This is a genomic window from Edwardsiella sp. A.80236, assembly GCF_044540725.1.
GTDB classification, from domain to species: Bacteria; Pseudomonadota; Gammaproteobacteria; order Enterobacterales; family Enterobacteriaceae; genus Edwardsiella; species Edwardsiella tarda.
The window spans coordinates 1-17,743 of record NZ_JBIUCY010000008.1 but is presented as its reverse complement, the minus strand read 5'-3'; the positions used below and the strand labels follow the sequence as shown (position 1 = coordinate 17,743).

At 57.7% G+C, this 17,743-nt stretch carries 13 protein-coding genes; 5 read left to right on the top strand and 8 right to left on the bottom strand.

Going from position 1 to position 17,743, the window contains the following annotated elements; all coding sequences use genetic code 11:
• Window positions 1–20 precede the first annotated feature (20 nt).
• The 3 genes from ACEQFP_RS08555 to folE form a co-directional block, all read right to left on the bottom strand.
• A complete protein-coding gene (locus tag ACEQFP_RS08555; RefSeq protein ID WP_370546676.1) occupies window positions 21–2,201 on the bottom strand; it encodes an EAL domain-containing protein in 2,181 nt (726 codons plus the stop codon).
• A gap of 627 nt (window positions 2,202–2,828) precedes the next feature.
• Entirely contained in the window at window positions 2,829–3,998 is a 1,170-nt protein-coding gene (gene yeiB / locus ACEQFP_RS08550) for a DUF418 domain-containing protein YeiB (RefSeq protein WP_396464166.1), read from the bottom strand.
• Between the two features lie 76 nt (window positions 3,999–4,074).
• A complete protein-coding gene (gene folE / locus ACEQFP_RS08545) occupies window positions 4,075–4,737 on the bottom strand; it encodes a GTP cyclohydrolase I FolE (protein ID WP_205438453.1) in 663 nt (220 codons plus the stop codon).
• 384 nt (window positions 4,738–5,121) lie between these two features.
• On the opposite strand from folE, the gene moeA reads away from it, so the two are divergent.
• Both moeA and moeB read left to right on the top strand, forming a co-directional pair.
• A complete protein-coding gene (gene moeA / locus ACEQFP_RS08540; protein WP_370556891.1) occupies window positions 5,122–6,360 on the top strand; it encodes a molybdopterin molybdotransferase MoeA in 1,239 nt (412 codons plus the stop codon).
• A 1-nt stretch (window position 6,361) separates the two neighbouring features.
• On the top strand, window positions 6,362–7,129 hold the full coding sequence (moeB, locus tag ACEQFP_RS08535; RefSeq protein ID WP_370545959.1) for a molybdopterin-synthase adenylyltransferase MoeB: 768 nt from the start codon (window positions 6,362–6,364) through the stop codon (window positions 7,127–7,129).
• A gap of 263 nt (window positions 7,130–7,392) precedes the next feature.
• On the opposite strand, the gene mdoH is transcribed toward moeB, so the two are convergent.
• The 3 genes from mdoH to ACEQFP_RS08520 all read right to left on the bottom strand — a co-directional run bounded on the left by mdoH (window position 7,393) and on the right by ACEQFP_RS08520 (window position 12,301).
• Window positions 7,393–9,948, bottom strand: coding sequence for a glucans biosynthesis glucosyltransferase MdoH (mdoH, locus tag ACEQFP_RS08530; protein WP_370545960.1), 2,556 nt, complete (start codon window positions 9,946–9,948; stop codon window positions 7,393–7,395).
• Complete coding sequence (locus ACEQFP_RS08525; RefSeq protein WP_035594830.1) at window positions 9,941–11,437, bottom strand: glucan biosynthesis protein G; 1,497 nt, start codon at window positions 11,435–11,437, stop codon at window positions 9,941–9,943. Before ACEQFP_RS08525 ends, mdoH begins: the two co-directional genes overlap by 8 nt.
• A gap of 522 nt (window positions 11,438–11,959) precedes the next feature.
• A complete protein-coding gene (locus tag ACEQFP_RS08520) occupies window positions 11,960–12,301 on the bottom strand; it encodes a DsrE family protein (protein ID WP_005292722.1) in 342 nt (113 codons plus the stop codon).
• Window positions 12,302–12,578: 277 nt separating this feature from the next.
• On the opposite strand from ACEQFP_RS08520, the gene ACEQFP_RS08515 reads away from it, so the two are divergent.
• Entirely contained in the window at window positions 12,579–12,944 is a 366-nt protein-coding gene (locus tag ACEQFP_RS08515) for a MysB family protein (RefSeq protein ID WP_005283987.1), read from the top strand.
• Window positions 12,945–12,979: 35 nt separating this feature from the next.
• Here the strand turns inward: ACEQFP_RS08515 and glk are convergent, their stop codons facing one another.
• Window positions 12,980–13,957, bottom strand: a complete 978-nt coding sequence (gene glk, locus ACEQFP_RS08510; RefSeq protein ID WP_035597240.1) for a glucokinase — start codon at window positions 13,955–13,957, stop codon at window positions 12,980–12,982.
• A gap of 405 nt (window positions 13,958–14,362) precedes the next feature.
• Here glk and ACEQFP_RS08505 point away from each other — a divergent pair, with 405 nt between their 5' ends.
• Window positions 14,363–14,695, top strand: coding sequence for a hypothetical protein (locus tag ACEQFP_RS08505; RefSeq protein WP_005292718.1), 333 nt, complete (start codon window positions 14,363–14,365; stop codon window positions 14,693–14,695).
• Here the strand turns inward: ACEQFP_RS08505 and ACEQFP_RS08500 are convergent.
• Complete coding sequence (locus ACEQFP_RS08500; RefSeq protein ID WP_005283976.1) at window positions 14,692–15,930, bottom strand: Nramp family divalent metal transporter; 1,239 nt, start codon at window positions 15,928–15,930, stop codon at window positions 14,692–14,694. The two genes, ACEQFP_RS08505 and ACEQFP_RS08500, sit on opposite strands and share 4 nt — an antisense overlap.
• A 403-nt stretch (window positions 15,931–16,333) precedes the next feature.
• Between ACEQFP_RS08500 and ACEQFP_RS08495 the strand changes: the two genes are divergently transcribed.
• Complete coding sequence (locus ACEQFP_RS08495) at window positions 16,334–17,518, top strand: NupC/NupG family nucleoside CNT transporter (RefSeq protein ID WP_005283970.1); 1,185 nt, start codon at window positions 16,334–16,336, stop codon at window positions 17,516–17,518.
• Window positions 17,519–17,743: the final 225 nt, after the last annotated feature.

Sequence of the window (17,743 nt, the reverse complement as noted above, 5' to 3'; positions counted from 1 at the left end):
ATCAACGCCGACGGCGGGCGTTAACTGGCTTGAGCCAACGGGCGCGGCTCACCCAACAGGAAGCCCTGCAGGTACTGCACCCCCAGGCTGCATAACACCTCCATCTGCTCACGCGACTCCACATACTCGGCCACCACCTGCAGCTGTTTTTCTCGCGCAATGTCACAGATTGATTTGATGATCAACCGATCCAGCGAGTTGCTGACGATATCTTTGACGAACATGCCATCGATCTTCACCACATCCGCATGCAAATGCTTCAAGCGTTGATAGTTGGACAGTCCCGTACCGAAGTCATCGATGGCAATCTTAAAGTTATAGGCGCGCAGGGCCCGTACCGTCTCGAGCTCCTGATTCTCATCCAGCAGGTACTGCTGCTCGGTGATCTCGAAGATCACCGCCTCCGCGCGGACCTGATAGCGCTCGAAGAGTGCGATAATCTGCGCCGCTACGCCCTGTTGCATCAGGGTCGATGGCATCAGATTCACCGAAAAACAGGTCGAGGAGCTGTCTAACCTGGCCCGGCGAATATGCCGCAGGACATTCTCGATGATCAGCAGATCGAATTGGGCACAGAGATTGAATGCCGTGATAAAAGGAATGAATTTTCCCGGCAAGACCAACTGCCCACCGTCCTGTAGACGGGCCAGGATCTCGTAATAACATTTACCGCCACGATGCACGATCGGCTGGGCATACAGCAACAGGGTATTCTCCTGTAACGCATGAGTGATCTTTTGTAGCCAAAAAACCTGCTCGTTGACGGCCAGACTCACCGCCTCCTCCTGGCCGAGCAACGGCATGATGCGGTGCTCCCGGCAAGAGCGCTCAGCCAGGTAGCTCAACTGCCCGATGCGGGCATTCAATGCATGGCTGCGCGCATCGAATGCGGCATAAGCCAGACCATACTGTAGCGTCACCGGTTGCTGCTGCCAGCGTAACGGTTGGCGTAACAGTCGCGCATGCAAGGCGTCGATACGGGCTGATTCGGTATCGGGTTGCAGATACAGCAATAGCTCTGCCCCCTGCAACGGATAAACCCGTTCGCCAGGCAGCAGTAGCGGCGTCAGAAAGGTCGCCAACTGGCTCTTGGTCAACGCGTGCATCGTCATGCCATGACAGCGTCCGAGCAACTCCAGGTTGCCTAGATGCAGCAAACACAGCGTACCGCTCGGGCGTCGCTGTAGGTGGAGATTTAACGCACAGAGTGTCGGTAACGCGGGGGGAATCGCGCGGCCCGCCCAACGCTGCTGAAAGCGTCGCATGCGCCGGTTTTTCTTAATCACCAGCAGGGTAAAGAGCAACGAGACACTGAAGGCAATCAATGACGAGGACAAGAAGGCCAACTGATAGTGACGATTACTCTGCCAGATAAAGTGCTGGCTAGTGGCAAAAAGCACCACGACACTCAGCGCCCAGAGCAGCCACAACGCCCGATCGCTGAAATGAAACGCCGCCAAGGTAAACAGGATAAAGAGTAACGGTGTCAGGTAACTCACATTAATGTGGAGTGCGCCGGGAAAGCAGAGTGCGCCCATTAGCGCGAGGTAGAGCGACAGCAACAGCAGGGCGCGAGACCGGCCATGGTGCGTCTGTAGTGCCCGCCGACACTCCTCGACGAAGGCGCGCCGGTAACACGGACTCAGGACGAGACGTAACAGCATATAGCTGGCGGGCGTCAGCACCAGACCGCTCAGCACCATCCCCTCCAGAGAGAGCAAGATGGTAGGCAGTTGAAGTGGCGCGGCAGGCGCCAAGGCGGGCAAGACATCGGCACTCAGCATCAGAGCGCCGCTCACTAAGGGGGCGAACAGCCCGATAGCCAGCAGACGCACGACCATGCCACGAACGGACAGGCGATGCATATCGCAACGCCAACGCTCCCCTTGCCAACGCTGACTCAGCGTCAAGAATACCCACAACGGCAGCAATAACGCCAGGCACTGGATCAGAATCGCGCCCCAGGGAAGCGAAGAGGACAACCAGGAATAGAGTGGTAAGGATAACGCCAACACCAGTAATGCCCGCTGAGCAAACAACAGCGACAAGGCCGCAATCAGGGCTAGCGGGAAGTAGAGCAGATAGCACGGCTCGCCATTAACCTGCGCCAAAGGGGAAAGCCATCCGGCCAACGGCAGTAGCGACAGGCTTAACAAGCCAGGTAGCGCATATTTTCCCCCAGAGAGGGCGATTCTTTTCATCACCTAGACCGACATCCCAAAAAACCGAGCCAAACGGATAATGCCGTACCCGCCGCGGTAATCATCCCGATTTCCCTTGCCTCTCCCTGTCGTACTTTCTATTTTCTTGTGACGACATCTGGCGCCATCATGCTATTTCTGGTGCGGTAGCGTGCATGAACAACGCCGCCGATCCTCACGCTGTCCCACCTGGCGCGATACGACAAAATAATTAGCCCGTGTCGCGAATGCCCGCCATCACGCATCAGTAGCAATAGGATTGCTCTTATAAAAATAACAATAAGGACGGTAGCACCCGGCGATAAAATTATTTTTAATCTTAAAAATCAATTTGATGCGTATAATGATAGTACGCGATGAAGCAACGATGCTGGCAAGCGAGTGAGTCTCATCAGGTCGATAAACGAAACAACTAATTAAAAATTAAAATCGCCAGATAGATCCTACGGATAGATAAAAATAAACCCATCTTTTTTAATAGCGATGCGGGAATAGGTCAAGCGCAATAACGAAATTGATAATTACAGCTTTGAGAATATGCTCGCCAGAATGGCGAGCGACCACCTCATTGACATGCCTAACGAGATGGGTTCCTCACGCCGCTGGCACACGCGAGGCAGCGCGTCATCAGCGGAGAGCCGCGCTCGTCAGGCGCCGCCACAACCACTCCATCGGCCCTTGGCGAAAACGACGCAACCAGAGCCAAGAGAACAGTAGACAACCGCCCCATACTCCTGGCACCCACAACAACAGGGCGGCGCGCCCAGCCTGATTAAATAACCCTAACCGATAGAACAGCGTGGTACAGATCAAGGTCTGCAGCAGATAGTTACTGAGCGCCATACGCCCTACCCGCTCCAAGGCGCGTGTCACGCGCCAGCCCGCCAAGCGTGGCCAATAGGCATAAATCAGCGCGACATACCCTAGCATCATCAGTGGCGCCGCCAGCTCACCCGGCAGCTGCAAGAGATAGCCACACCAGCGATATGCCCACTGCAGATGCCATTGTAACAGGCCCGTCGGTAGCTGAATCGCCACCCCCAGCAAGAGCAGCGACACGCCGACACGACGGTAGTGGGTCGAGGAAAAGCGCCCTCTCAGCCAACCACTGCGCATCAACGCCGCACCCAGCGCCATCAAGCCCGCCAACTGCCAGCCATATTGCACCGCCAACGCCAACAGGTTGTCCGCCAAGAGATCGCCACGGTTACGCCAAGCCGCCCAACCACCGTTCAGCTTCCAATAGGTTTCATACTGGATCTCGGCATAGCTCATATGCCAGAAGGCGTGCGGTTCACTCTTGGCTAGCAGCGCCAGCAACAGCAACATCCCCAAGCCAATGGCATACAGGGTCACGCCACTATTAAATAGCGTGCGCACTGAACCGGCGTCACGGATCATCCGCCAGCTCACCAAGCCGATCAGCCCATAAGCCAGCAGGATATCGCCATCCCACAGCAATAGTGTATGTACCAGGCCGAACAACACCAGCCACCCCAAGCGGGTCTGGATCCAGGTGGCGCCACGCGGCAGCAACATCTCCAAACCGGCACCGAAGAGTAAGGCAAACAGGGCGAGAAACTTCCCTTGCACCAACAGGCTGCTCAGCAACCACGCGACCTGATCCCCTGCCGAGGGCATCCCCTGATAGGCTGGATTGAGGTAGGCCGCCTTCGGCAGGGCAAAGCCCACAATATTCATCAACAAAATGCCCAACAACGCCAGGCCGCGTAAGGCGTCCAAGGTCGCAATACGGGGGGCCGTCGTCCGCACATCGGCATGCATGGTGTCGCTCATGGCGATTCCTCGTACAGTAAAGACAAAAACGCCGGCGAAAGGCCGGCGTCTGCGGTGGCTGCGACGAATCGCCGTATCAGGCGTGGTGGCGTACCGCCCGCAAAAACTCCTGGCGGGTATTCTGACTGGTTTTAAACAGGCCGCCAAGTGAAGTGGTGGTGGTCGCGCTGGTCGCATCACGCACGCCACGCGCCTTGACGCAATAGTGTACGGCATCGATGGAGACGGCGACGTTTTTAGTCCCCAACAGGGTCTGCAAGGCCACCAGGATCTGTTGCGTCAGCCGCTCCTGCACCTGCGGACGTTGCGCAAAGAAGCGGACAATACGGTTGATCTTCGACAGGCCAATCACCCCCTCTTTCGGGATATAGGCGACCGTTGCCTTACCATCGATGGTGACGAAGTGATGTTCGCAAGTGCTTGTCAGCGTAATATCGCGCACCGTCACCATCTCATCCACATGCATCTTGTTCTCGATGATGGTGATTTTGGGAAAGTTGGCATAATCCAACCCGGAAAAAATCTCATCCACATACATCTTGGCGATGCGCTGTGGTGTCTCCGCCAGACTGTCATCCGACAGATCCAGATTCAACAGCTTCATCACCTCGGTCATGTGGGCCTCGATCTGTGTCTTACGCGTATCGCGTGCCAACAGTTCGCCACGCAGCGGCGTCTCTAACCCATGCGCCACTAACGCTTCATGTACCAATGCAGCTTCTTTACTCAGCGATGACATTACTTCTCTCCCCAGTACCCCTTATATCCGCCGTGGATATGATACAGATCACGGCAGTGATTTGTCTCTCACTGTAGTGGAGTGCGGCGGCTTAATCCAGTACCACTCGGCGCCGTGAGATGAGAAAGGCGCCGTACGTAATACCACACCGTTTTTATGCCTATCCGCCAGGCCGCGCCGTGCGGGCGTTGTTCGTCGCCGCTCTCGCCTAAATGTCGCTGCCGCCTATCACAGAAATCTGCCATCTCATCGTCATCCCCTGCTCTGGCGCCTGGCGCCAAACGCGCGCCGCCGCATTCTCCCCCCGGCGATAATCTGCCATAATGAGCCGCACCACTTCCTTCATCACTCGCACCCGCGCGGGTGGTCACTTCGGAGATTACGATGGATTGTTCTACCCCCCCGGATCTGCTTTCCCTGCAACAGGCGCTGGAGCGACTGCTGAGCGCCGCCCAGCCGATCAGTGAGAGCGAAGACGTCGCCTTAGGCGAGGCCGTCGGGCGTATCAGCGCACAGCCGATCGTCTCACCCCTCAACGTGCCCCCCTTCGCCAATTCGGCGATGGATGGTTATGCCGTGCGTCTGGCCGACCTGCACAGCGCTCAGCCACTGCCTATCGCCGGCAAGGCCTTCGCCGGCCAACCGTTCCAGGGGGAGTGGCCAGCGCATAGCGTCATCCGCATCATGACCGGCGCCGCCGTCCCCGCTGGCTGCGAAGCGGTGATCATGCAAGAACAGGCGCAGGTCGATGCCCAGGGGGTTCGCTTCACCCATCCCGTACAGGCGGGGCAGAATATTCGCCTGCCTGGCGAAGATATCCAGCAGGGTGCCGTGGTGCTGGATCGTGGCGTTCGCCTGGGTGGCGCCGAGCTACCGCTGTTAGCCTCCCTCGGGATCGCCCGCGTCCCGGTGATGCGCCGGCTACGCGTCGCCCTGTTTTCTACCGGCGATGAGCTCCAGCCGATCGGCGCCCCGTTGAGCGACGGCCAAATCTATGACACTAACCGCTTCGCCGTCAGCCTGATGCTGGCGCAAATGGGGTGTGAAATCATCGATCTGGGGATCGTACGCGACGATCCTCAGGCCTTGCGTGCCGCCTTCCAACAAGCCGACCAACAGGCCGATCTGGTGATCAGCAGCGGTGGCGTCTCCGTCGGTGAGGCGGACTTCACCAAGCAGATCCTCGACGAGGTCGGTAGCATCAACTTCTGGCGGCTGGCGATGAAACCGGGCAAGCCCTTCGCCTTTGGCCGCCTACGCCAGGCCTGGTTTTGCGGTCTGCCGGGTAACCCCGTCTCCGCCTGCGTCACCTTCTATCAATTGGTGCAGCCGCTGCTCGCGCGCCTCGCCGGTCACACGCATTGGCAGGCGCCCGCACGCCTGAGGGCCCGCACGCTCAGCGATCTGAAGAAGGCGCCGGGACGGCTCGACTTTCAACGCGGTATCGTCAGCCGCAATGCCCAAGGCGAGCTCGAAGTGCGGAGCACCGGCCACCAAGGCTCACACGTCTTCAGCTCTTTCGCCGCCGCTAACGCGTTTATCGTGTTGGAACGCGAACGGGGAGCCGTCGCCGCTGGCGAATGGGTCGAGGTCGAGCTATTCAATTCGCTATTGAGGAGCTGAGATGGAGGCACACACACCACTGCCGCCGTTGAGCGATGAAGAGACCCTGCGCTATAACCGTCAGATTGTCCTGCGTGGTTTCGACTTCGATGGCCAGGAACGCCTCAAGGCCAGCCACGTCTTGATCGTCGGCCTGGGTGGACTAGGTTGCGCCGCCAGCCAATATCTGGCGGCCGCAGGGGTCGGCCAGCTGACGTTGCTCGACTTCGACACGGTCGCACTGTCAAACCTGCAACGGCAAATCCTACATAGCGATGCCCGTATCGGCATGACCAAGGTGGAGTCAGCTCGCCTACGCTTGGCCGAGATCAACTCCCATCTACAACTGAATGCCGTGGCCGCTAACCTCGATGACAGGGCGCTGGCTCAGCAGATCGCCCAGGTGGATGCGGTGCTGGACTGTACCGATAACGTCGAGACGCGCGAACGTCTCAACCGCTTATGCCATGCCGGACTGACCCCTCTGATCTCGGGTGCCGCCATCCGTATGGAGGGGCAGGTATGCGTCTTCACCTACCAGCCCGGTGAGCCCTGCTACCGCTGTCTCAGCCGCCTGTTCGGTGCCAACGCCCTCAGTTGCGTCGAGGCCGGTGTGATGTCGCCCCTGGTGGGGATCATCGGCGCCACTCAGGCGATGGAGTGCATCAAGTTGCTCAGCCGCTTCGGTGAGATCCCCCGTGGGCGACTCATGTTGTACGATGCGATGACCTCACAGTGGCGCACGATGACGCTGGCCGCCAGCCCCGCCTGTGAGATCTGCGCCGGATGAGCCCAAGGCCGGCGGCGCGTTCGATGCGTGCGTCTGGCCGACGGGTGATAGGCGCCTCTCCCCTCGCCAGGCAAGCCGCTGCCGCCGGCGAGGCGCCCCTCAAAGGAGCGGTGCCATTCCCCGCGAATGGCTTAACGCCCACGCCAGCCAAATTAAACAATAAGTTATTAACGCACTCTCCATGGCCGCGCCGATCCGTTGACCATAAAAAAGCCCCGCACCGGGCGGGGCCTTCTCTTACCGTTTTACCGTTACGCCGACATTTAGCGCGGCGCGCGATGCGCGGCCGCTAACGACTGGTAGGCGCTATGCCATTGCTCATAACGCTGTGTGTCAGACCACACCGCCTGGTGCAAGCGCGCCATCACCACCGGATCACTCAGCAGTGACAGGCGAGCGGCCTTGCTCAGGGTACGCGGCGACTCAGCCAAGGCCTCGGCGACTCGACGTTCACGATCACGCTCGATCAGCGGATGGTTGCGATGACGGGCCGTCGCCATGCCACAGGCCAGCGCATTGTAGAGGGGGTCGAGCAAAGCATGCATGAAGCCCTCTTCCAACAGACGCTGATGATTCAACGCCACATAGCGCTCGGTGGCGGCCATCTCGACTGGCGGCTGATACTCTTCCGGGATCAAGAACAGCTTGGCACGCTTACACTGCAACCCTAGGGTACGCCGGCTGGTGATCACCGACACGAACGGGGACAGGATTAGCGATACCACGATCGGTGACAGCCACCACAAAAAGCGCAGATCCAATACCGCCATACCGCCAGCCCAGACCAGACCCAGCAGCATCTGCGAGCCGTGTCGACGAAACGCCTCTCCCCAGGGGGTGGCATCATCATCACGCTGCGGCGATTGCCAGGTGATCGACCAACCGAGGAAGGCACTCACGACGAATACGGTGTGGAAGATCATCCGTACCGGTGCCAACAGCACCGAGAACAGCATCTCCAGCAGCATCGACATTAACAGGCGTAACGGCCCACCGAACTGACGCGAGCCCTTGGCCCAGATCAACACCACACTCAACAACTTCGGCAAGAACAGCAACACCAAGGTCGTCGAGAACAGGGCGATGGCCAACTCCGGCCGCCATTGTGGCCAGACCGGGAACAGCTGACGTGGCTGCAAGAAGTATTGCGGCTCCATCAGGGTATGCACCACCTGTAACGCGGTCGAGAGCATCAAGAACAGGAACCAGAGCGGCGCCGACAGGTAGGACATGACCCCGGTGAGGAACACGGCACGATGAACCGGATGCATCCCCTTAACGAAAAACAGGCGGAAGTTCATCAGGTTGCCTTGGCACCATCGGCGATCGCGTTTCAGCTCATCCAACAGGTTAGGCGGCAGCTCCTCATAGGAGCCTGGCAGATCGTAAGCGATCCATACCCCCCAACCGGCGCGGCGCATCAAGGCGGCCTCGACGAAGTCATGCGAGAGGATCGAACCGGCGAAGGTGCCGTTGCCCGGCAGCGGCGCCAAGGCACAGTGATCGATGAATGGCTTCACGCGAATGATCGCGTTATGCCCCCAGTAGTGGGACTCGCCGAGCTGCCAGAAGTGTAGGCCGGCGGTAAACAGCGGGCCATACACGCGGGTGGCGAACTGCTGAATGCGGGCATACAACGTATCCATACCGGTCGCCTTCGGCGCGGTCTGGATGATGCCAGCGGTTGGGTTAGCCTCCATCAGACGCACCAGACCGGTCAGGCACTCGCCACTCATCACGCTGTCGGCATCCAGGATCACCATGTAGCTGTAGTTCCCGCCCCAGCGACGACAGAAGTCATCGATGTTGCCGGACTTACGCTTCACGCGACGACGACGCCGACGGTAGAAGATCTGCCCAGCACCGTCGACCTCTTGGCACAGCTCCATCCACGCCTTCTGCTCGGCGACACAGATATCGGGATCGCTGCTATCGCTCAGGATAAACACATCGAAGTGTGCCAACTGCCCGGTGGCGGCCACCGACTCATAGGTGGCGCGCAGACCGGCGAAGACGCGCGAAACATCCTCGTTACAGATCGGCATGATCAGTGCGGTACGATGCGCCGCATCGATCGGCTCATCCCCCACGGTACTGGCGGAGATACTGTAGCGATCGCGGCCGATCAATAGCTGCAGGAAGCCCATCAACGCGGTCCAGAAACCGGCGGATACCCAGCAGAACAAGATGGCGAAGAGGATCAGAATCCCGAACTGCAGCACATAGGGCAGCAGCTCCAGGGTGTATTGCATCAACGGCTTGCCGTGGAAGATCGACATCGGATCGACGTAAGCCCAGCCCTGATAAGGCAGGATGGTCTTCATATACCACGTCGCCACCGTCGTCTGCCCCAGCGTCAGCAACAGCAGCGCCCAGCGGCGCAGCGACCCGACGCGGCGCCAGCGTTTATCCGCTTCGGCCTCTTGATGACTCTGAAAGGTGTGTTTCGGTGCCGGGGTGCGCCCTAATAGGCGCTCCCACAGCCGTACAAACGGGTTAGTACGCCAGATCTCCGGGAACATGGAGGTGCGGCGAATGGTCGGCATGGCCTTGATGGCCGTATGCCCGGCCTGATCCTGCACCAGTTCGGCCCGCTTCTTCGCCCCGCCATGCCAGCCGAGATCCAGACGCGCCGCCACGGAGTGTAAGGCGGCATCCTCGCCGCCACAGGCCGTCGCATCCGCTCCTGCCAATGCCAGATGAACCTCCTCCACCGACTGCGGTTGATGAGCGATATGCTGGCGAAGCGCGGCCTGTTGCTCCGCGTCCGGCGCCAACGCCTGGAGATAGGCGTTGGCATTTTCCTGAGATTTATTCATTGGCAGGTAACTGATAACTCCAAGTTTCACTCAGCGGCTTACCGTCTTTAATCAGGTAGGCACGCATCTCCACCGGCTTCTTCGGATCGTTGACCTTGAAGCGCAGCGTCAAACGCCATCCTTTGGTGACGGGATTATAGCGCAGGTTATTTTCCAACAGTTTGGTGTTGTCATCGGTCGTCACCTGCGTCGTGACCGCCGCATCCGCCGGCAGCGCTTTCAGCACCGGCCCAACGAAGTCCACCAGCAACGCCGTGCTCCCATCGGCCTCACGGATCAGGTTGGACTGCTTCACATCCCCCGCAGAGCGCAAGGTGTCCTTCACCCAAGCCAACTCGGGATCATGCAGTTTCGCCTCGTCACGTGTGAAGGTCAGGCGATAGGCGACATCCAGCGGCTTGCCGATCGGCGGCAGGCTATCCGGGATCCAGAAGGCGACGATGTTATCGTTGGTTTCGTCGGCGGTCGGGATCTCCACCAGCTCGACCTTACCCTTACCCCAGTTACCGCGTGGCTCAATCCAGGCACCCGGGCGCAGATCGTAGCGGTCGTCCAGATCCTGATAGGCGCTGAAGTCACGGGTACGCTGCAGCAGGCCAAAACCTTTCAGATCATCGACGCTAAAGGTACTGACGGAGAGGTGTTTCGGATTGTTGAGCGGACGCCAGATCCATTCGCCATTACCAGACTGAATCGAGAGCCCCTCGGAATCGTGCAGTTGCGGGCGGTAGTTAACCGTTGGCGACGGCTGGTTGGAGCCGAACAGATACATACTGGTCAACGGCGCAATCCCCAGCACCCCGACCTTATCACGCAGGAATACTCGCGCCTGAACATCTACCACCGTATCCACGCCTGGGCGCAGGATGAAACGATAGGCACCGGTAGCGCGCGGTGAATCGAGCAGGGCAAAGATCACCAGGTGCTTATCCTGCGGTTTAGGACGTTCGATCCAAAACTCACGGAAGCGCGGGAACTCTTCGCCGGACGGCAACGCGGTATCGATGGCCAAGCCACGGGCAGAAAGGCCATACACCTGACCTTTGCCGATCACGCGGAAGTAGCTGGCGCCGAGCATACTCATGATCTCGTCGTCTTTCCCCGCCTTATTGATCGGGTAGAGCACCTTAAACCCGGCAAACCCCAGATCCTTCACCGCATCCTTATCATGTTTGACGGAGCCGAAGTTGAAATAGTCTGGGTTGTACTTGATCTCCTTCACCGTCGTGGCCGTGACTTCGTTGATCTTGACCGGTGTATCGAAGTACATGCCCTGATGGTAAAAGGCCAAACGGAACGGCGTTTTCTGCCCTGACCAATACAGCTTGTCGTTGTTGAACTGAATCTGCTGATAGTCAGCAAACTTCATATTACGAAACTCAGACGGCAGATTGCTTTTGGGAGCCTTATAGGATTGCTCAGCCAACTTCTGTGCCTGGGCGGCGACATCATCCAATGAAAATGCCCACGCCTGCGCGCTGGCAAACATCATTAACACTGATACAGCCAGCCCGGAAACAGCGCGCGCTGTCGGCCGAGTGGAGATTAAACGTGTAAGCACATACCCCCCTGATGGTGCTCAACCAAACCTAACGACATGGTAATTAAGTTACTTGCTGCGGCTATAGTAATGGATTAGTTACCCCGCCGACAACCGGCGGATAATAGCCAAATGATCATCGCAATGACGACCCGCGTCATAGGCGAAGAGACGCTATCAATTCTACATAAAAAACAATAAATTAAAATAGTCTGATAATCGTTATTCTTCCCGTATTTTAACCATTTAGCGGCTAAACTATTCGTCCTACAGATTTAAAAATGCTCATTGGAATAGCAAGCAGCATAATAAATTTCCAGAAACTGTTTTTTTATCCATACCCTATTTTATGAAAACGTCGTTAATTTGCGACAGCGGATGAAATAAAGCTGTCGTTAATTTGCGACACTGTGAAAGCGGTTCTCATTTTCCCAGGCGGAAAAAGCATCACGCCTGGGAAAGGTCAGCCGATTAGGGCTTAATATACAGATAGCCCTGCTGTTGATGCTCGACCAGCGACAACATACCGGCCGCTACCGTATGCACCCCCATCAGCAACTGATCGGCGGTGATCCCATTGGCACGCATGCTATTTTCACAGCCGAATAGCTCAATACCCTGCATCTGCAAGGTTTCCCAACGCGGCGACTCTTCACTATCCGCCAGCAGCGTGCTGATGGCGGAACCGTTAAACAGAATATGGATCTCCGTGGGTTGCCCATCACGGATCGCCATCAGGTTACGAGCGTTATTATATGCATGCGGGCAATTGGCCGCCTCGGAGACGTGAAAAATTACCTTCATGGTTTGCATTAGCGTTAACCCTATCTCAAGCTGCGCCACGGCGCGCGAACGCGCCGATAGCGTTATTCACTAAAAAATGCGGTGCGCACAGCCTGCCGCCGTACCGCTCCTGTTTGAACATAGCAGCCAATACTAGGTATGTCATTGTTCCGCCATGGGTTCGTGACGCGCTATAGAGTAAATTTTTTTCCACGCCCCTTGCGGCCTGCCCGATTGTGTCAACAATAAAATCAACGGGGCGGCGCGTGCTCCCCCGTACTCTCCCCCCACGCGACAGGAGGCAACCATGGATATGTATCTGACACTGGATGAAGCCATCGATGCGGCGCGCGAGGCGTTCCTTGCCGAGCACGACGAGGACACGCCGGTGGCGCAACTCAATCTGCAGAAATATATCATGCAGGATGGCGATACCATGTGGATGGCCGAGTTCCATGCCGATGAGCGGGACGAAGGCGACGGCGTCGCCCTCTTCTTCGGCCCGGCGGCCCAAGCGGTCTTCGACCAAGACTACGAGGACAGCGAGATCGAGGAGGAATGGCTAGCGGAGAACACCCTCTATCAATGGGATGAAGAGGAGTTCCAGTATCAACCACCGCTCGACAGCGAAGAGGGTGCAAGCGCTGCCAGCGAATGGGATGAACAGAACTGAGGCGCCCCGCCGCACGGATGACGGGGCAACACACGTCATGCCTGCGGCGACAAGCGGTACCCTAACTGCTGACGCAGGTAGGCTCCGGCACCGAGCAGACCGGGATTGTCATGGGTGATTAAGTAGACGGGGATGGCGGCAAGATAGGCTTGAAAGCGCCCCTTCTCCTCGAAGGCCTGGCGGAAAGGCGACGTTCGGAAAAACTCCAGGAAGCGCGGCACGATCCCCCCCGCAATATAGACGCCACCGAAGGTGGCCATATTCAGCGCCAGGTTACCGCCGAAACGCCCCATCATCACGCAGAACAGCGTCAAGGCCCGTCGGCAATCCGCACACTGTTCTGCCAGGGCGCGCTCGCTAATCATCTGCGGTGTCAACGCTTGCGGCTCGCGTCCGGCTGCCTTAACGACGGCGCGATAGAGGTTGACCAGACCCGGGCCCGAGAGCACCCGCTCCGCCGAAACATGGCCCAACTCCGCACGCAACAGCGCCAACAATTCATCTTCCTCTTCGCTGCCCGCGGCGAGATCGACGTGCCCCCCCTCCCCCGGCAAACTGATCCAACGCTCACCGCTCTGGATCAGATGGGCGACGCCCAGACCGGTACCCGCGCCATAGATGGCGATCGGTCGTCCCTGCTGCGCGGCTTGGCCGCCGAGCTGGATCAGGCTTTCCGCCGGAAGGACCGGAATCGCCATGGAGACCGCGGTAAAGTCATTGATCACCGCCAGTCGCGCCAGACCGAGCGCCTGCTGCATGGCGCGGATGGAGAAGGCCCAGCTATGATTGGTCATCGCCACCCAGTCATCGGTGACCGGACAGGCGATAGCGATACAGGCGGAATCGACCTGCACCGCGTGTGTCTGAAGATAGGTCCGGATAACGGATTCCAGGCTCGCGAACTGTTCACCGCGATAACTTTGTACCGCCGACAGGCGGCCACTCTCTAAACAGCATAACGCCAGGCGAGCGTTGGTGCCCCCCACGTCGCCCACTAACGCAAAACGCTTCATTATCCCCTCACTCCCCATCTCTCGCTGCGGATGCATGGCGTGGCGCCTCGGCGGCTGACCACACCGCAACGGCCAAGTATACCGAGAGGCAGTATGTCATGATTAGGCGCAACACAACTCCTCCCCGCCACTCCTCCCCCTCGAGGCCAGCGCCTCGACTCGCTTGACGCGCCGCTCAGCGCGATGAGGTCACATCGTGCGGGGCGTCACGCTAAGCTGACGGAGTAATACCGTCCCGGTACAGATAACTCTCAAAAAGCCGCAGAGACCCCTGAGCTCGCTCCCGCCATCGCGCAGACACGTTACACTACGCCATATTCCTTATCGTCTTTACTCTATTGGTATCGCACCGCGGCCGCTTCACCCCGAGTGCAGCGATACCGTCACGTCAGGAGTCTGAGTAAAATGGCAAAACATGGCTACTATTTCGTGCTGGCGGCATTACTGCTACTCAGCCAACCCTCGCACGCCGATGATGCGGATGTGCGCCTACTCCCCGGCGTCAAACTCTCCATCGATAACCCACTGGAAGATATACTCGAGCCACTCGATGATTGGCCAGAAGAGGCATTAGAGCCATTGGATGATTGGTCGGAGAAGGCGTTAGACCCTCTCGACGATTGGCCGGAGAAGGCGCTCAGCCCAAGAAAATGGCGTCGAGGTGATGGGGACGACGCTATCCGCCGTCCCGCCTGGCATCGTCACCACGATGATGATGACGACGACGATGACGATTAACCGCGCAACATACTGACCAGTAAGTAAAGGTTCAACGCGACTACCAAAAAGACGATCACCCGTCCCAATGCCTGCACCAGGCGTCCGTTAACCATGTCGCCCATCAGCGCACGGTTGCCGGTAAAGGCAAGCAGCGGCAACAATGCCAAGGCGATCCCGAAGCTCAGCAGAACCTGACTCAGCACCAGGATACGCGTGGCATCCAACCCGGCCAGGATAACGATGAAAGAGGGCAACATGGTCACCGCCCGACGTAGCCACAGCGGGATGTGAAAATGGACGAACCCCTGCATCACCACCTGCCCCGCCAGGGTGCCGACGACCGTCGAGGAGAGCCCGGCGGCCACCAGGCTCAAGCCGAAGATGGTCGCGGCCGCTTCGCCAAGCAACGGCTTCAGTGTCAGGTAGGCCTGATCCAGTTCGCTGATGCCGCTATGGCCGTTGAAGTGGAAGGCCGCTGCCGCGGTCGCCATCATCGCCAAGTTCACGAAACCGGCGATCGTCATGGCGACGGCAACGTCTAATTTCGTCGATGCGTAACGCTCCGCCCGCGTCCCTTCATCCCCCTTCTGGGTCAATGAGGAGTGCAGGTAGATCACGTGTGGCATGATGGTCGCCCCCAATACCCCAGCCGCCAGCACCACCGCATCCTGAGTCGGCAGATCCGGTAACAGCATACCCTGAGCCAGACCGGCGACACTCGGACGGGAGAAAATCAGCTCGACGATATACGCCGCGGCGACGAACAGCAGCAGCGCGCCGATGACGCGCTCCAGCGGCTTCTGTCCACGCCGTTGGAGACCCAAGATCAAGAAGGTGGCAATCCCGGTAAGCACCGCCCCTTGTAGCAGACTCACACCGAACAGCAATTTAAAGCCGATCGCCGCCCCGATAAACTCGGCCAGATCCGTCGCCATGGCGATGATCTCAGCCTGAACCCAGTACGCCCACACCACAGGACGCGGGAAGCGATCGCGGATATGCTCGGCCAGGTTTTTTCCCGTTGCGATACCCAGTTTGGCCGACAACAATTGAATCAGCATGGCCATCAAGTTGGCCCATACCACCACCCACAACAGGGTATAGCCATAGGAGGCGCCCGCTTGAATGTTGGTGGCGAAGTTACCCGGATCGATATAGCCGATAGCGGCAATAAAGGCAGGCCCCATCAGCGAGATCTTGATCTTGCGCGCGGGGGAGCGGGTGACGCAGTCTACAGTCCGAGAGTTCAACATAGGATGCCCTTACTACCGTTGCTTCTACTACATCCCAGTATAGTTTAGTGATAATGATTATCAACAGCGTTTTGACGGTAGTTCCTATCCCTACAATAGGTATGGACAATGATAAGACTGAAAATAATTTCACAATTTTGCTCATGACGCGCCTCAGCTGCTATACTGCTCGGCACAGCACAACCCCCATCCTGAGTCTGTTACGGTCGAGCCTCCCGCCGTTGGGCGTGATGATTACGCCTCATATCTCCCCGTTTATGGGTGCATTTTGTTACTTTTCTAACTTTTTTTGTTTATCACGTTAAAACAATTTCAATAAATGCAATCAATGTCTCGTTTTTAGTTTCCGTGTTACATAAAATTAGCCGAGAAATTTAGCCTGCCTCATAATTTGGAGCAATGTATGTCCCCCATTCTGCACTTCTTACTGGCCTTAGTAGTGGTGGCAGTCCTCGCCCTGCTGGTCAGCCATGACCGCAAGCGGATCCGCGTGCGCTTTATTATTCAGCTGCTGGTGGTTGAGATCCTGCTGGCCTACTTCTTCCTGAACTCGGATATCGGTCTGGGCTTTGTGAAAGGATTCTCTGGATTCTTCGAAACGCTGCTCAAGTTCGCCGCAGAGGGGACCAACTTTGTCTTCGGTAACATGAGTGACAAAGGGTTGGCCTTCTTCTTCCTCAACGTGTTGTGTCCGATCGTCTTTATTTCCGCCTTGATCGGTATTCTGCAACACATCCGCGTACTGCCCATCGTCATCCGTGCCATCGGTACCGTACTGTCTAAAATCAACGGTATGGGCAAACTGGAATCCTTCAACGCCGTCAGCTCGCTGATCCTTGGCCAATCAGAAAACTTCATTGCCTATAAAGATGTCCTAGGCAAGATGTCAGAGAAGCGCATGTACACCATGGCGGCGACGGCAATGTCGACGGTCTCCATGTCCATCGTCGGCGCTTACATGACCATGCTGGACCCGAAATATGTGGTGGCGGCGCTGGTACTAAACATGTTCAGCACCTTCATCGTGTTGTCGCTGATCAACCCCTACTCCGTCGAGGGTGAGGCCGATCTGCAACTGAAAAACACCCATGAAGGGCAGAGCTTCTTCGAAATGCTGGGTGAGTACATCCTGGCCGGTTTCAAGGTCGCGATTATCGTCTCCGCCATGTTGATCGGTTTTATCGCCCTGATCGCCGCCGTGAATGCCCTGTTTGACTCCATCTTCGGCATCAGCTTCCAGGGTATCCTCGGCTACGTCTTCTATCCGTTCGCCTGGATCATGGGTATCCCGAGTGGTGAGGCGCTACATGCCGGCAGCATCATGGCCACCAAGCTGGTCTCCAACGAATTCGTCGCAATGATTGATTTGCAGAAAATCGCCGGAGAGCTGTCACCGCGCGGCCTGGGGATCCTGTCCGTGTTCCTGGTCTCTTTCGCCAACTTCTCCTCCATCGGTATCGTCGCCGGTGCCATCAAGGGGTTGAATGAACATCAGGGTAACGTCGTCTCCCGCTTCGGTCTGAAGCTGGTCTACGGCTCTACGCTGGTCAGCATCCTGTCCGCTTCTATCGCCGGCTTGTTCCTGTGATTTAAAGACGACACGATGGGAAAGGCGCCTGATGGCGCCTTTTTTATTGTCACCGCCATCACTTCCCTGACGATGATCGATGCCATTCCTCCGCTTATCGTCATCCCACGACTCCCCTATCGCCGCGTATCCACCCCATAGAATGCATAGAGGCAGAGGCAGAGGCAGAGGCAGAGGCAGAGGCAGAGGCAGAGGCAGAGGCAGAGGCAGAGGCAGAGGCAGAGG

Coding starts and splice junctions, on each gene's coding strand:
- ACEQFP_RS08555 (WP_370546676.1), bottom strand. CDS start 2,201: ATGAAAAGAATCGCCCTCTCTGGGGGAAAATATGCGCTACCTGGCTTG.
- yeiB (WP_396464166.1), bottom strand. CDS start 3,998: ATGAGCGACACCATGCATGCCGATGTGCGGACGACGGCCCCCCGTATT.
- folE (WP_205438453.1), bottom strand. CDS start 4,737: ATGTCATCGCTGAGTAAAGAAGCTGCATTGGTACATGAAGCGTTAGTG.
- moeA (WP_370556891.1), top strand. CDS start 5,122: ATGGATTGTTCTACCCCCCCGGATCTGCTTTCCCTGCAACAGGCGCTG.
- moeB (WP_370545959.1), top strand. CDS start 6,362: ATGGAGGCACACACACCACTGCCGCCGTTGAGCGATGAAGAGACCCTG.
- mdoH (WP_370545960.1), bottom strand. CDS start 9,948: ATGAATAAATCTCAGGAAAATGCCAACGCCTATCTCCAGGCGTTGGCG.
- ACEQFP_RS08525 (WP_035594830.1), bottom strand. CDS start 11,437: ATGTTTGCCAGCGCGCAGGCGTGGGCATTTTCATTGGATGATGTCGCC.
- ACEQFP_RS08520 (WP_005292722.1), bottom strand. CDS start 12,301: ATGCAAACCATGAAGGTAATTTTTCACGTCTCCGAGGCGGCCAATTGC.
- ACEQFP_RS08515 (WP_005283987.1), top strand. CDS start 12,579: ATGGATATGTATCTGACACTGGATGAAGCCATCGATGCGGCGCGCGAG.
- glk (WP_035597240.1), bottom strand. CDS start 13,957: ATGAAGCGTTTTGCGTTAGTGGGCGACGTGGGGGGCACCAACGCTCGC.
- ACEQFP_RS08505 (WP_005292718.1), top strand. CDS start 14,363: ATGGCAAAACATGGCTACTATTTCGTGCTGGCGGCATTACTGCTACTC.
- ACEQFP_RS08500 (WP_005283976.1), bottom strand. CDS start 15,930: ATGTTGAACTCTCGGACTGTAGACTGCGTCACCCGCTCCCCCGCGCGC.
- ACEQFP_RS08495 (WP_005283970.1), top strand. CDS start 16,334: ATGTCCCCCATTCTGCACTTCTTACTGGCCTTAGTAGTGGTGGCAGTC.